Below are 15,256 nucleotides of genomic sequence, written 5' to 3' on the forward strand. Positions count from 1 at the left end.
CCCGCGCGACGCGCAACCGTCGCGTACGGTACGACCGTCGTAGCCGGTACGGGCGGGGCCGGCAGCGGCTGCGCGATGGCGCCGGTCCGGGGTCCGGCGGCGGTGGCACACCAGGGGAAAGGCTGAGGGGGACACTGTGAGCAAGTGCCAACGGCCCGGTTGCGGCGGGACCTTGGAGGACATGGGCGGCGGCGAGCTGTACTGCGGCACCTGCGGTCTCGCGCCGCTGCCGGCCGCGGCGCCGCCCGCCGCGCCCCGTTCCGTACCGTCCGCCGCTGCCGCGCCGCGGGCTCCTGGCGGCGACTCCGGGCGTACGTCCACCTCGACCGCCTCCTCGCGGTCCGCGAAGTCCTCCTCGGCCTCCAAGCGGTCGGTGTCCGGCCGGCTGTCGCAGTCGCTGACGGGTGCCGGCTCCGGCCGCTCGGTGTCGGTGCGCAGCAGCCGCAGCGGCTCCGCCGGGTCGGGGCGCGGCAAGCTCGGCGCCGGCCTGGTCAGCGTCCCCACCGTGCCGCGGCCCGACCCGGCCGCGGCGGTCCTGGCCAATCCCGAGGTGCCCGAGCGCAAGCGCTACTGCAGCAAGGGCGACTGCGGGGCGCCGGTGGGCCGCAGCCGCGGCGACCGGCCGGGGCGTACGGAGGGCTTCTGCACCAAGTGCGGGCACCCGTACTCCTTCACGCCCAAGCTGCGGCCCGGCGACGTGGTGCACGGGCAGTACCACGTGGTGGGCTGCCTGGCGCACGGCGGGCTCGGCTGGATCTACCTGGCCGTGGACCGCGCGGTGTCGGACCGCTGGGTGGTGCTCAAGGGCCTGCTGGACACCGGGGACGAGGACGCGCTGGCCGCGGCGGTCTCCGAGCGGCGCTTCCTGGCCGAGATCGAGCACCCCAACATCGTCCGGATCTACAACTTCGTCGAGCACCTGGACCAGCGCACCGGCACCCTCGACGGCTACATCGTGATGGCCTACGTCGGCGGCAAGTCGCTCAAGGAGATCGCCAACGAGCGCCGCGCCCCCGACGGCAGGCGCGCCCCGCTGCCGGTCGCGCAGGCCATCGCCTTCGCCATCGAGGCCTTGGAGGCGCTGGGCCACCTGCACAGCCGCAATCTGCTCTACTGCGACTTCAAGGTCGACAACGCCATCCAGACCGAGGACCGGCTGGAGCTCATCGACATGGGCGCGGTCCGCCGGATGGACGACGAGGAGTCGGCGATCTACGGCACGGTCGGCTACCAGGCGCCCGAGGTCGCCGAGGTCGGCCCCTCGGTCGCCTCCGACCTGTACACCGTGGCCCGCACCCTGGCGGTGCTGACCTTCGACTTCCAGGGCTACACCAACGTCTTCGTCGACAGCCTGCCCGACCCGGGCAACATCGACGTCTTCACCCGCTACGAGTCCTTCTACCGGCTGCTGGTGCGGGCCACCGACCCCGACCCCACCGAGCGCTTCGGCTCCGCCGAGGAGATGTCCGACCAGCTGCTCGGGGTGCTGCGGGAGATCGTCGCCCTGGAGAGCGGGGTGCAGCGGCCCGCCCTGTCCACGCTGTTCGGCCCGGAGCTGCGGGTGGTGGACACCGAGCTGGTCCGCGCGGTCGCCGGTGACACCTCGGCACTCGGCGCGGACCGGGCGCTGGAGAAGGCGGCGAGACGCCGTGACAAGGCCGGGCCGAGAACGGCGGCGCAAGGCGGGGCGATCGGCCCGGGAGGCGCGGCAGGCGCCGCGGGACTGCCGCCGGGCGCGCTCCCCGCACAGCTGCCGGGCGGTCCTGCGGCGACTGCCCCCGCCTGGGGACCCTCCCTGCCGCTGGTCGCCCGGCTCGACACCACCGCGGCCGTCCTGGCGCTCCCGGTGCCGCATGTCGACCCCGGCGACCCCAACGCGGGCTTCCTGGCGGGACTTTCCGCCGCCGCCCCCGGCGAACTGGTCGCCGCCCTGCGGTCGGCGACGACCGACTCGGTCGAGCGGCGGCTGCGCGAGGTCCGTGCCCGGCTCGAACTCGGCGACAGCCACGGCGCCCACCAGGTGCTGGGCTCGCTCGCCCACCCGGACGACAACGCGGACTGGCGGGTGGTGTGGCACCGCGGCCTGGCGGCGCTGTGCACCGGCGACCAGGAGACCGCCGCGCTGAGCTTCGACGCGGTCTACGACGCCTTCCCCGGCGAGCCCGCGCCCAAGCTGGCGCTGGCGGTGTGCGCCGAGGTGCTGCGGCAGCTCGACAACGCCGCGGAGTATTACCGCCTGGTGTGGATCACCGACCACAGCTACGTCAGCGCCGCCTTCGGCCTGGCCCGGGTGCTGCTGGCGTCCGGCGACCGGGCGGGCGCGGTGGCCGCGCTGGAGTCGGTGCCCGAGTCGTCCATCCACTACACCGCGGCGCGGGTCGCCGCGGTCAGGGCCCGGCTGCGGGACCGCTCGCCGCACGAGCCGCTGCTGCCCGATCTGCGGGCCGCGGGGCTCCAGGTGGAGGCGCTGCAACGGCAGGGCCTGGACTCCGACCGGCGCGAGCAGCTGGCCACCGAGGTACTGGGCAGCGCACTCGACTGGGTGCTCGCGGGCCGTGTCGGGGAGCACACGGCGGTGCCCGCGGGCGTACCGTCGTCGGCGTCCGGCGCGCCGGCCGTACTGGGCGCCGACATGACCGAGCGGGGCCTGCGGTTCGGCCTCGAACGCTCGTACCGGGTCCTTGCCAGGCTCGCCCAGCAGGGCAGTACGAGGATCGAACTGGTGGAACGCGCCAACCGCTTCCGCCCCAGGACGTGGGTGTAACCAGATGCCACCACTCCCCGAATCGGCGCGGGCGGCGCAGTCCGTCACGCCTCCGCTCTGCCCCAACTGCGCGGATCCGCTCGACGCGGACGACCGCTACTGCGGGCACTGCGGCCTCGACCTGACCGCCCCGGCGCCGGCCGCCGCAGTGCCCGGCAGCCGTGCCGGCGGCCCCGCGGGCGGCCCGGACGGCGACTCCCCGGACGTGCCGGCGACCGACGCCTTCGTGCTCGCCCCGCCGAAGCCCGCGCACGTCCCGGCGGCCGACGGCGCCACCCTCGCGCTCGGCGTCACGGTGCCCGGCTCACGGCCGGCCGGCCCGCGCGAGAAGCAGACGGCGGAGGGTCCGGTGTGCGTGGCGTGCGGCCTCGGCGGAGTGGACGACGACGGCTACTGCGAGCACTGCGGGCACGCCCAGCCGCGCCAGCGCGACCACCAGGAGCAGGAGTTGGAGGGCGTGGCCGCGGTGAGCGACCGCGGGCTGCGGCACCACCGCAACGAGGACGCCTTCGCGCTGGCCACCGCCTCGCTGCCGGACGGCACGGCGGCGGTGGCCGCGGTGGTGTGCGACGGCGTGTCCACCGCCTACCGCCCCGACGACGCCTCGGCTGCCGCGTCGGCCGCGGGCCGCGAGTCGCTGCTCGGCGCCCTGGAGCGCGGCACCCCGGTCGAGGACGCGATGCGCGGCGCCCTGATGTCGGCCTTCGAGGCGGTGTCCGCGCTCGCCGAGGAGGAGGAGCCGCCGGGCACCGCCCCGCACCACAACGCTCCGGCCTGCACCTGCGTCAGCGCGGTCGTGACCGGAGCGGTCTTCACGGTGGGCTGGATCGGCGACAGCCGCGCGTACTGGGTCCCCGACGACCGTACGCTGCCCTCCTCCCGGCTGACCGAGGACGACTCGTGGGCGGCCAGGATGGTCGCGGCGGGCCTGATGACGGAGGCCGAGGCCTACGCCGACGAGCGCGCGCACGCGATCACGGGCTGGCTGGGCGCCGACGCGGTCGAGGTGGACCCGCATGTGGCCGCCTTCCAGCCGGAGGGCCCCGGGGTGATCGTGGTGTGCACCGACGGGCTGTGGAACTACGCCGAGTCGGCCGCCGAGATGGCCGAGGCGATCCCGGCCGACGCACGCAGCCGCCCGCTGCACAGTGCGCGCACTTTGCTGGGCGTCGCACTGGACGGCGGCGGCCACGACAACGTAACGGTCGCGGTGCTGCCGTTCCCGGCCGCCGTGCCACGGGCAGGATTCCCACCCGCGTAGCTTCCGGACAAGCTGGGCGGGGCTGTGAACGGGCTTTAAGGAGTGCAGGAAGCGATGGCCATTCTCTCGAAACCGAACGTGCCGCAGTTCTCGGTCGACGTCTACCAGAACGAGTACCTGCCGGAGGGCGGCCGCGAGGTCAACGCCGTGGTGACGGTCACCTCGACCGGCGGCGGCACCACCGGCGGCCACCCGCTGTCCGGCTCCGCGACCGGCGCGCGGGCCACGCCGAACGCGGGCGTGGTGCTCATGGTCGACTGCTCGGGGTCGATGGAGTATCCGCCGACGAAGATGCGCAACGCGCGCGATGCGACGGCGGTCGCGATCGACGCCCTACGCGACGGCGTCTCCTTCGCCGTGATCGCCGGCACCCATGTGGCGCGCGAGATCTACCCGGCCAACGGCGGCCTGGGGTGGCCGATCCATCCACCCGCGCCCAGGCCAAGCAGGCGCTGCGCCGGCTCGCCGCGGGCGGCGGCACCGCGATCGGCACCTGGCTGCGGCTGGCCGACAAGCTCCTGTCGTCGAGCAGCGCGGCAATACGCCACGGCATTCTCCTGACCGACGGCCGCAACGAGCACGAGAAGCCGGAGGACCTGCGGTCCGCGCTCGACGCGTGCGCGGGCCGCTTCACGTGTGACGCGCGCGGTGTCGGCACCGACTGGGAGGTCAAGGAGGTGACCGCGATCGCCTCCGCGCTGCTCGGCTCGGTGGACATCGTCGCCGATCCGGCCGGCCTGGCCGTCGACTTCCAGGCGATGATGGAGAAGACCATGGGCAAGGAGGTCGCGGACGTCAGCCTGCGGCTGTGGACCCCGCAGGACGCCGAGATCGTCTTCGTCAAGCAGGTCGCGCCGACCGTGGAGGACCTGACGGCCCGCCGCGGCGAGGCGGGGCCGCGGGCCGGCGACTACCCGACCGGGTCGTGGGGCGACGAGTCCCGCGACTACCACGTGTGCGTGCGGGTGCCGAACGCGGGCATCGGCCAGGAGATGCTGGCCGCCCGGCTGTCGCTGGTGCTGCCCCAGCCCGACGGCGCCCCCCAGGTGCTGGCGCAGGGCCTGGTGCGGGCGCTGTGGACCGACGACCTGGCGGAGTCCACCCGGATAAGCCCGCAGGTCGCGCACTACACGGGACAGGCGGAGCTGGCCCAGGTCATCCAGCAGGGCCTTGAGGCCCGCAAGTCCGGTGACGTGGGCGGCGCGACGGCCAAGCTGGGCCGCGCGGTACAGCTGGCCAGCGCGTCGGGCAACGCGGACACGGCGAAACTGCTGGCGAAGGTGGTCGACGTCGTCGACGCGGCGAGCGGTACTGTGCGACTCAAGGCCCGGGTCGCGGACGCCGACGAGATGACCCTGGAGACGCGGTCGAAGGTGACCGTGCGGGTGAAGAAATAGCGCAGGGGGACGCCGGCGGGCGGCGTCACACCGCAGCTTCGCGCACAACCTGTGGATCCGCCCCGGGGGGCGGAGGGGGAGCCGGCACGATGCTTTGTCCTAACGGCCACGAATCCGCGGCCACCGACTGGTGCGAGACCTGCGGTATGCGGATGTCCGCGCCGCCGTCCTCGTCGTACAGCACGCGTCCCCCGTCGTCGGCGGCGTCCTCCTCCTCCACGCCGCCGGTCTCGCCGCAGCCCGCCTTCGGCTACGACCCGGGGGCCGCGTCCGCGCAGCTGTGCCCGGCGTGCGGGACGCCGCGTGAGGGGATGGCGCTGTTCTGCGAGGAGTGCCGCTACAACTTCCAGACGCACTCCGCCACCACCTTCGTGCCGCCGCACGCGTCTCCCGCCGTCCCGGCCTCGCCCCCGGTCGCCCCGACCGCGCCGGACCGGCCGCCGTACCAGCGCTACGACTCGCAGCTGTCGCGGCCCTCCCGGGTCAACCGGCCCGCTGAGCCGCTGCCGTCCGAGTCGGTCACGGTGACTTCGGGCTCCGGGGACTTCCTGCTCGACCCGCCGAGTTCGCAGACGGCCGCGCCGGTGCCTTCACCCTCCACCGGGGCCACGGGTTCCGGGTCCCCGGCCGCGTCCGGCAGGGGCGGCGCGTGGCTGGCGGTGATCGGCGCGGACCGGGAGTATTTCACCGCGGTCATGGCCCGCAGCGGCCCGGACGCGAGCGGTCTGTACTTCCCCGCCTTCTCCCCCGAGTTCGAACTGCCGCTGACCGGCCACCAGATCACCATCGGACGGCAGCGGCACAGCACGGGCGAGGCGCCCGACATCGACCTGTCCCGCGCCCCGGAGGACCCGGGCGTCTCCCACAAGCACGCGGTGCTGGTCCAGCAGCCCGACGGCTCCTGGTCGGTGGTCGACCAGGACTCGACCAACGGCACCACCGTCAACCTCGCCGAGGACCCGATCCCCGCGTACACCCCGATCCCGCTGTCCGAGGGCGACCGCGTCCACGTCGGCGCCTGGACGACCATCACCATTCACCGCGTCTGAGTCCGCCTGGCGGTCAGAACGATGACGCGGCCGGTACCGGCCAGGTGTCGGGGCCGTCCGGTCGGTCGAGCCAGATCCACTGGCGGCGGCCCTCGACGGTCAGGCCGAAGCGGGTACGCGCCGGATGCCGGTCGAGCAGCGAGGACTCACCGCCCACAGCGGGCGGCTGGATGCCGGCCGCCCGGCCCCGCAGCGGCACGAAATACGCCGGCGTGGACAGGAAGCGCCCTTCGGCCCGGCCCGGACCCGTGACGGTGAGCACCACGAGCCCGGTCGCGAAGGGCGCCAGGATCCGCGCCCCGGGCCGGCACTGCTCGGTCCAGGCCGGCGGCACGGCCGGCAGCTCGCAGGTCGCGATCACCCGGTCGTACGGCGCCCCCGCCGGACACCCGAACGCCCCGTCGCCGGTGACGACGGTGACCGACAGCGCCGCCGCGGTGCCGTAGGCGGCCAGGTGCTCGCGGGCCGGCGCGGTGATCGCCGCGTCCAGGTCGACGGTGGTCACCGCGCCCGTGCCGCCGAGCCGGTGCGCCAGCAGCGCCGCGTTGTAGCCGGTGCCCGCCCCGATCTCCAGTACCCGGTGGCCCTCGCGCAGATCGAGCGCCCCGCACATCAGCGCCATCAGCGACGGCTGGCTGCTGGAGGAGACCAGTTCGCCGCCCGAGACGTGCGTGGCGATCGGCTGGTCGGCGTAGGCCCCGGTCAGCCAGCTCAGCCGCCGCCGCATGTCCGGGTCGTCCGCGGCGAAGCGCCCGTGGCCGACGGCGTCGTCGGAGCCGCCGCGGTAGTAGACCGGCACGAACAGATGCCGCGGCACCTCGGCGAAGGCGGCCCGCCATGCCGGGTCGGCGAGCCCGCCGCCCGCGACGATTCGGCGCACCATCCGGCGCCGCAGCGCTGCCGCCGCCGCCCGGAAACGCTGATCACGAGCCGACCCTGCCATCCCTCCATCCTGCGCCCGCGGCAGGGGTCCTACGACCCGGGTCCTCGGCCGGGCCGTCTGCGACCATGGAGGGGTGACTGAGATCCCGTACGGCACGGTCGAGCAGCAGACGTTCTACGAGCTGGTCGGCGGCGAGGACACCTTCCGCCGGCTCGTGCACCGCTTCTACGAGGGCGTCGCGGACGACCCCGATCTGCGGGCGATGTATCCGGAGCAGGACCTCGGTCCGGCCGAGGAGCGGCTGCTGCTGTTCCTGATGCAGTACTGGGGCGGCCCGCGCACCTACAGCGACCAGCGCGGCCACCCGCGGCTGCGGATGCGCCACGCGCCGTTCAAGGTCGACAAAGCCGCGCACGACGCCTGGCTGCGCCATATGCGCGCGGCGGTCGACGACCTGGATCTCGCGCCCGAACACGAGCGGCAGCTGTGGGACTACCTGGTGTATGCCGCGGCCTCGATGGTGAACACTCCGGGCTGACCCGACCCGCCCCCGCGGTCGGTCACGATCGCATTGCGACAATCTACGACATGTTTCTATCGGACCCGTTCGGTTGAGAGCATCCGATCAGTAACGGGGACGGGGGGCGGCACGGGTGACCGGTTTTGTACTGCTGCGCGTCCGCGCGCACCGGTTGCTGCTCGCCGCCGCCCTGCTCACCGTGCTGCTGACCACCTGTGTGCTGGCCACTCTCGCGTCCTACACCGGCGCAATAGGCGACGCCGCCCTGCGCCGCACCCTCCAGCACCAGGCCGCCGACCGGTCGACCTTCGACGTCAAGGCGCCCCTGACCGGCAAGGACGCGGCCGCGCTCGACCGGGCGGTGCGCGGCGACCTGGACGGCGTCTTCGGCGGGCTGCCCTCGCAGGTCGCCGCCAGCACCAGGTCGGGCTCCTACGGTCTGCCTCCGGCTCTGCGGCCCGCGGGCGTGCCCAGGAGCGCGGACTCCGATCTGACGCTGCTGGCAACCTTCGACCGGGCGCGGCTGAAACTCGTCCGCGGCAGCTGGCCGGCCGCCGCCGCCAAGGGTGCGGACACCGTCGAGGTGGCGGTGCCGGAGACCGTCTCCCGCGCCCTGCACATTGCCGCGGGGCAGCACATCACCCTGGCCGACCGGCTCGGCGGCCCGCCGCTGCGGATCCGGGTCACCGGTGTCTACCGGCCCGCCGACCCCGGCTCGCCCTACTGGCAGCTCGACCCGCTCGCCGGACGCGGTGTCCACACCCTCGCCTTCACCACCTACGGTCCGCTGCTCACCGACCCCGGCACCTTCGGCTCGGGGCGGGTCGCGGGCGACGAGATGTCCTGGCAGGCCACCGGCGACTTCGGCGGCGCGCGCACCGGCCGGATCGACGCGCTCGAAGCGGCCGTCCAGGACACCGCCGCGAAGCTGCGTGCCGACAAGGCCACCGGCCCCGCGCAGGCGACCACCGGGCTGCCCGACCTGCTCGACGGGCTGCGCCGCAGTCTGCTGGTGACCCGCTCGACCCTGCTCATCGGCGCCTTCCAGCTGATCATCCTGGCCGCCTTCGCGCTGCTGCTGGTCGCCCGGCTGCTCGCCGAGGAGAGGGCGGGCGAGACCGCGCTGCTGCGCGCCCGCGGCGGCTCGCGCGGCCGGGTGGCCCGGCTCGCGGCCGGTGAGGCGCTGCTGCTCGCGCTGCCCGCGGCGGTGATCGCGCCGCTGCTCGCGGGACCCGTCACCCGGCTGCTCGCGGGCACCGGCGCGATGGCCCGCACCGGGGTCACCCTCGACGGCGCGGGCATCGGCGGCGCCTGGCTGGTGGCCGGCGCCGCGGCACTGGCCTGCGCGCTCGCGGTGGTCGTGCCCGCGCTGCGCTCCACCGCCGACGCCGCCCGCACCCGGCGCGGCGGCCTGCCCGGCGCCTTGCAGGCGGGCGCGGACGTCGGGCTGCTGGTGATCGCCGGGGTCGCGTACTGGCAGCTGCAGCGCAGGGCGGCGGGTGGCGGCGCGCTGAATTCCGACGCCTCGGGCGGCCTCGGCATCGACCCCGTGCTGGTCGCGGCGCCCGCGCTGTGCCTGCTGGCAGGCACCGTGCTGGTGCTGCGCCTGCTGCCGCCCGCGGCCCGGCTCGGCGAACGCCGCGCGGCCCGCGGCAGCGGCCTCGCCCTGGCCCTCGCCGGCTGGCAGCTGGCCCGCCGGCCCCGGCGCGGCGCGGCGGCGGCCCTGCTGCTGGTGCTGGCCGTGGCGATGGGCATGTTCTCGATCGGGCAGGGCGCGAGCTGGGACCGTTCGCAGCGCGACCAGGCGGATTTCGCCGTGGGCGCGGACCTGCGGGTCACCGGCATGACGACCCCGGCGTTCGGCCAGGCGGGCATCTTCACCTCGGTGCGGGGCGTCACGGCCGCGGCGCCCGCCGCCCGCGAGAGCCTGCTGCTGCCCGGCGAGCGGTACGCCACCGCCCTGGTCGTGGACACCGCGAAGGCCGCCGATGCGATGCGGGTCAGGTCCGACCTGACCGGCGGCCGTCCGCTGCCTGCGCTGCTGGCACCGCTGCGTACCGCGCCCGAGAGCCAGGGCTTCGCCGTCGACGCGACAGCCCGCCAGGTGGCCTTCGGCGCCACTTTGACGGCCGCTGGCCCGGACGGCGGGCCCGCGGGGGCCGACGACCAGCCGGACCACGTCAGCGTGGCAGTGGTCGACGCCGTGGGGGTACCGTACGACTTCGCGCTCGGCGAGCTGCCGCCGGACGGCCGGCCGCACACCCTCACCCTGGACCTGGCCACCGCCTCGGGGAAGGGCGCCCCCGCGGGCCCGCTGCGGCTGGTGCGCTTCGAGACGTCCTACGAGGTGCCGGCCGGTGCCGAGAAGCGGCAGCTCACTTTGTCGTCGGCGCAGGTCACCCGGGCCGACGGCGCGGTGGAGCCGCTGCGCACGCCCGGCGGCGGCACATGGCGGGCCGCGGCCGGCTTCGACGACCCCTCGCTCGGCGACGTCCCGGACGCGACCGTGCCGACCGCCACGGCGGCGCGGGCCGGCGGCCCCGCCCTGGTGTCCTTCGGCTACGGCACCGGCGCCTTCTCGGCCGACACCAACGCCTTCGCCCAGTCCAGCGGCACGGTACGTGTCCGCGCCGACGCCCCCGCGCCCGCGCCGCTCAAAGCGGTGGCCACCGACGGCTATCTGCGGGCGGTCGGTGCGAAGGTCGGCGACACCGTCCAGGTGCAGCTCGGCAATGTGACGGCGCCGGTCGTGGTCAGCTCGGCCGTGCACGCGCTGCCCAGCACCGACACGACCCAGCAGGGGGCGCTGCTGCTGGACCTGCGGGCCGTCAACCAGGTGCTCGCGGCCACCGACGGCGCCTCCCCCGTGCAGCCCACCGAGTGGTGGCTGGGCACCGCGCCCGGCGCCGCGGCCCGTGCCGCGGCCGCGCTGCGCGCCCGTGACGACGTGGACACCGTGCTCGACCGCGCCGAGGCGGCGTCGGACCTGCGGGGCGACCCGCTCGGCGCCGGACCGCAGTCGGCGCTGCCCGCCGCGGTGGTCGCGGCGGCCGTGCTGGCCGCGGTCGGCTTCGCGGTCGGCGCGATGGGCGCCGCCCGTGAGCGCAGGACCGAGTTCGCGGTGCTGCGCGCACTGGGGGCGCCACGCCGCAAGCTCACCCGGATGCTGGCCGCGGAGCAGGCGCTGCTGGTGCTGGTCTCGCTCGCCGTGGGCCTGGCGCTGGGCACCTTCCTGACCAGGCTGGTCACCCCGCTGATCGTGCTCACCGGCCAGGCCACCCGCCCGGTCCCGCCGCTGGTCGTCGAACTGCCGGTGGGCCGGCTCGCCGAACTGCTCGCCGTACTGCTCGCCGCCCCGCTGGCCGTCCTCGTCGTGACCGCGACGCGGCGCGGCGCACCGGCGGCGGCCCTGCGTCACCAGGCGGAGGACTGAATGCCGTTCACCGACTCCTGGCTGCGGACGCGGCTGCGCGCCGCCCCGCTGGGCGCCCTCGCGCTGGCCGCGCTCGTCCTGGTCACCGCCTTCCTCGCCGCCGCCCTGCCGCGCGCTGTCGACCGCTACGAGGACAGCGCGCTGCGGCGGGCCGTCTCCGGCGCGGCGCCGCGTGACCGCGGTCTGTCGCTGGCCGACGACTACCGCACCTCCGACGACCCGGGCGCCGACGACAGGCTGGCCCCCGCCACGCTGGACCGCGAGGAGCGGGAATTCCGCGCCCTGCTGCACCCGCCGCTGCGTATTGCGACGGACGAGGTCGTACAGGGTGTGCGGTCCGGCGCCGAGGCCGAGGTCCCCGACCCCGAACTGCCCCGCACCTCCTCGCACGCGCCCGGCGCCGACCTGGTGGCGCAGGCGGGCCTGGCCGACCACGTCAGGGTGGTGTCGGGCCGGCTGCCCCGGCCCGGGTCCGACGGCCCTCCGGCCCTCGCGCTGGACGGCGTGGTGACCGAGAAGACCGCGCAGGTGCTGCATCTGAAGGTCGGCCAGACCGTCCATCTGACGAAGTTCGGCGCGACGCCGCTATCGGTCCTGATCAGCGGCATCGTGGCGCCGCGCGACCCGGCGGCCGGCTACTGGACCATGGACGACGACCTGCTCGCCCCGCTGGTCAGCTTCCCGCCGCACCTGATGATCTCCCCGCCTGAGACGTACTGGCACTTCACGGTGCTGATCGACCGCACCGCGGCACGCTCCATCCCGCTGCTGGGCACGGGCGCGACGATGTACTGGCACCACCCGCTGGCAGCCGCGCGGCTGACCGGGCACGACGTGCCCGCGCTACAGGCGGAACTGGCCGCCCTCGGCAATGGCCCGCTGGCGACGCAGTTGACCACGTCCGCCAAGTCGCCGTCGCTGCACACGGTCGCCGGGGTCACCACCGTCCTGAGCACCTTCGCCGCCGACCGCACGGCCGCGCAGCCGCTGGTGCTCATCGCGGCCGTCGGCGTGGGCACCACGGCCCTGGCGGTGCTGCTCATGGCGGCGGGCCTGGCCGCCGACCGCAGGCGCGGCGAGATCGCGCTGCTGCGCTCCCGCGGCGGCTCGCTGCGCGGCATCTTCCGGCGGCTGGTCACCGAGACCGCGGCGGCGGCCGTGCCCGCGGGGGCCGCCGGCACGCTGCTCGCGCTGCTGGTGCTGCCCACCGGGCGGTACGCGACGTCGCTGGCGCTGGGCGCGCTGGTCACCGCCGCGGGGGCGCTGGCGATGCCGCTGCGGGCCACGCTGCGCGTACGGCGGCCCCGCCCGGCGGAACGCGAGGACCTCGTGGCGCTGCGGCCCTCGCGGCGGCGCCTGGTGCTGGAACTGACGGTGACGGTGCTCGTGGTCGGCGCGGTGACCGCGCTGCGGCGGCGGGGTACGGCCGACGGCGCCGATCCCTTCCTGGCCACGGCGCCGGTCCTGGTCGCGGTGGCCGCCGCGCTGGTGCTGCTGCGGCTCTACCCGCTGCCGCTGCGCCGGCTGGCCCGTCCGGCGGCGCGGCTGCGGGGCGCGGTGACGCACCTGGGGCTGGCCAGGGCGGGGCGGGCCTCCTCCGGTGGACAACTGCCCCTGCTCGCGCTGCTGGTGGCGCTGACGGTGGCGTCCTTCGGCGGCTCGGTGCTGGCCGGTATCAGCCACGGCAGGGACCGGGCCGCCGCGATGGCGGTCGGCGCGGACGCCCGCGTCGACTCCTCCTTCCCGCTGGACGCCGAACTGCCGGCCGCCGTCGCGAAGGTGCCGGGCGTGGGCGAGGTGGCCGCGGTCCGGATCGAGCCGCATGCCGCCAACCAGGACATCCCGCTGAATTTCGCGCTGCTGATCGTCGACGACCCGGCCGTATACGCCCGTATGACGCGTTCTGCGGGGATGCCGGCCTTCCCCGCGGACGCGCTCGGGGCGCGGGTCGCCGCGGGCTCGCACGGCCCGCTTCCCGCGGTCGTCTCGCCGAACATCGCCGCCCTGCTCGGCGGCAGCCGGAAGCCGGTCGAGACCGGCGTCGGCATCAGCGACATCCGCTCCGCGGCGACCCTGCGGTCCACCCCCGCGGTCGCCGAAGGCGAGTTCGTCATCGTCTCCGGGCGGCAGCTGCACACGCAGCACCCGCGGCTCGCCGTGTACCCGCAGTACGGAGGCCCGACGCTGCTGCTGGCCGCCGCCGCACCGGGGCAGCACATCGACGGCGCCGCGCTGCGCTCGGTCACCGCACGCGGCAGCAGCCCGGCCGCGGTGCTGCTGCGCAGCGAGCAGCGGGCGGCGATGTCCGACAGCCGGTTGCAGAAAGGCGCCCGCGGCCTCTATCTGGCGGCGGTCGCCGCCGGGGCCGGTTACAGCGTGCTGGCGCTGCTGCTGTCGCTGATGGCCGCGGCACCCGGCCGGCTCGCGCTGCTGGCCAGGCTGCGCACGATGGGGATGACCCGGCGGCAGTCCCGGCGCCTGGTGCTGCTGGAGATGCTGCCGCAGGTCCTGCTCGCGGCGGTCGGCGGGGTACTGGTCGGCCTCGCCGTCATCCCGCTGCTCGGCCCCGGCATCGACCTGGCCGCCCTCACCTTCGGCGGCGGCGGGCCCGCGGTGGCGTCGTCACCCGGCGCCGGTGTCGGGCTGCGCGCCGACCCCTGGTCCCTCGCCCTGCCCTCGGCCGGCCTGCTGCTGCTCGCCTGCGCGGTGCTGCTCGGCCAGGCCTGGGCGAGCGGGCGACGCCACGAAAGCACCGAGTTGAGAGCGGGTGACCGGACGACATGAGCGGACACGGGACGGCGGAGGGGCCGGGCGCCGGCACTCCTGGCAGCGGGTCCCCGGGCGCTTCCGGCAGCGGGTCCTCCGGCGGCCCCGGCCGCGGGTCCGTACCTGCCGGCGGATCCGTACCCGCTCCGAGCAGTCTCGCGGAGCTGGAGCGGCAGGTCGCCGAGCGGCGCGACGGGCCCGCGTACGGCCAGGACTCGCTGATCAGCTGTGACCGGCTGGTGCGGATCTTCACCGCCGACGGGGTGGAGGTGCAGGCCCTGCAGGGCCTCGACCTGCTCGTCGCCAAGGGCGAACTGATGGCGCTGGTCGGGGCGTCGGGCAGCGGCAAGTCCACGCTGCTCAACATCCTGGCCGGGCTCGACGTCCCGACCGCCGGCGCGGCCTCGGTCGGCGGCTACGACCTGCTGGCCATGGACGCCAAGTCCCGGCTCCGCTATCGCCGGGAGGTCGTCGGCTTCATCTGGCAGCAGACCTCGCGCAATCTGCTGCCGTATCTGACCGCCGCCCAGAACGTCGTCCTGCCCATGCAGTTGTCCGGCCGCGGCGGGCTGCGGCACAAGCGGCAGCGGGCCGCCCGCGCCACGGAACTCCTCGGCATCCTCGGCGTCTCCCACTGCCACGACCGGCACCCGGGCCAGATGTCGGGCGGCGAGCAGCAGCGGGCCGCCATCGCGGTCGCCCTGGCCAACGACCCGGCGGTCGTCCTGGCCGACGAGCCCACCGGCGAACTGGACTCCGCCACCGCCGAACACGTCTTCGGCGCCTTCCGCACCGCCAACGAGCAGTTGGGCACCACCGTCGTGGTCGTCACCCACGACCAGTCCGTCGCAGACGCCGTGCACCGCACGGTCGCCATCCGGGACGGCCGCACCGCCTCCGAGGTGGTCCGGCGCACCGAGATCGACGAACACGGCCAGGAGTCGGTGGTGGCCCGCGAATACGCCACCGTCGACCGGGCAGGGCGGCTCCAGCTCCCCCGCGACTACGCCGAGGCGCTGGCCATCCGCCGCCGCGTCCTGCTGGAACTCCAGCCGGACCACATCACCGTCCGCCCCGACGACCATCCGGCCGAGCGGCAGGACTGACGCGCGGGCGTCGGGCCGGGAGGAAGGCCGTGCCGACGGGTCGGTCGCCCGGGGACAGGCCGGGCCGGGGCCAGGCG

Annotated in this window: 8 protein-coding genes and 1 pseudogene; 8 read left to right on the forward strand and 1 reads right to left on the reverse strand. The window is 75.5% G+C overall.

Features of this window, described 5'->3' with window-relative positions; translation table 11 throughout:
* The first annotated feature begins 181 nt into the window (after nucleotides 1-181).
* The 4 genes and pseudogenes from V7E46_RS01490 (at nucleotide 182) to V7E46_RS01505 (ending at nucleotide 6,471) form a co-directional block, all read left to right on the forward strand.
* Complete coding sequence (locus tag V7E46_RS01490) at nucleotides 182-2,764, forward strand: serine/threonine-protein kinase (protein ID WP_333766729.1); 2,583 nt, start codon at nucleotides 182-184, stop codon at nucleotides 2,762-2,764.
* Nucleotides 2,765-2,768: 4 nt separating this feature from the next.
* On the forward strand, nucleotides 2,769-4,025 hold the full coding sequence (locus tag V7E46_RS01495) for a PP2C family serine/threonine-protein phosphatase (RefSeq protein WP_333766684.1): 1,257 nt from the start codon (nucleotides 2,769-2,771) through the stop codon (nucleotides 4,023-4,025).
* A 54-nt stretch (nucleotides 4,026-4,079) separates the two neighbouring features.
* Nucleotides 4,080-5,422, forward strand: a pseudogene (locus V7E46_RS01500) (vWA domain-containing protein).
* An 89-nt stretch (nucleotides 5,423-5,511) separates the two neighbouring features.
* A complete protein-coding gene (locus V7E46_RS01505; RefSeq protein WP_333766685.1) occupies nucleotides 5,512-6,471 on the forward strand; it encodes an FHA domain-containing protein in 960 nt (319 codons plus the stop codon).
* Between the two features lie 13 nt (nucleotides 6,472-6,484).
* Here the strand turns inward: V7E46_RS01505 and V7E46_RS01510 are convergent, their stop codons facing one another.
* Nucleotides 6,485-7,414 (reverse strand): methyltransferase domain-containing protein, encoded by a 930-nt coding sequence (locus V7E46_RS01510; protein ID WP_333766686.1) that lies wholly within the window; start codon nucleotides 7,412-7,414, stop codon nucleotides 6,485-6,487.
* Nucleotides 7,415-7,487: 73 nt separating this feature from the next.
* Between V7E46_RS01510 and V7E46_RS01515 the strand changes: the two genes are divergently transcribed.
* From V7E46_RS01515 to V7E46_RS01530, 4 genes are all read left to right on the forward strand, one after another.
* Nucleotides 7,488-7,892 (forward strand): globin, encoded by a 405-nt coding sequence (locus tag V7E46_RS01515; protein WP_333766687.1) that lies wholly within the window; start codon nucleotides 7,488-7,490, stop codon nucleotides 7,890-7,892.
* A 115-nt stretch (nucleotides 7,893-8,007) separates the two neighbouring features.
* Entirely contained in the window at nucleotides 8,008-11,307 is a 3,300-nt protein-coding gene (locus tag V7E46_RS01520; protein ID WP_333766688.1) for an ABC transporter permease, read from the forward strand.
* Nucleotides 11,308-14,091, forward strand: coding sequence for an FtsX-like permease family protein (locus V7E46_RS01525; RefSeq protein ID WP_333766689.1), 2,784 nt, complete (start codon nucleotides 11,308-11,310; stop codon nucleotides 14,089-14,091).
* Nucleotides 14,088-15,179 (forward strand): ABC transporter ATP-binding protein, encoded by a 1,092-nt coding sequence (locus V7E46_RS01530; protein ID WP_333766690.1) that lies wholly within the window; start codon nucleotides 14,088-14,090, stop codon nucleotides 15,177-15,179. The genes V7E46_RS01525 and V7E46_RS01530 overlap by 4 nt, the downstream gene beginning before the upstream one ends.
* Nucleotides 15,180-15,256: the final 77 nt, after the last annotated feature.

The sequence above is a fragment of the Streptomyces sp. IBSBF 2435 genome, assembly GCF_036815005.1.
Taxonomy (GTDB): domain Bacteria; phylum Actinomycetota; class Actinomycetes; order Streptomycetales; family Streptomycetaceae; genus Actinacidiphila.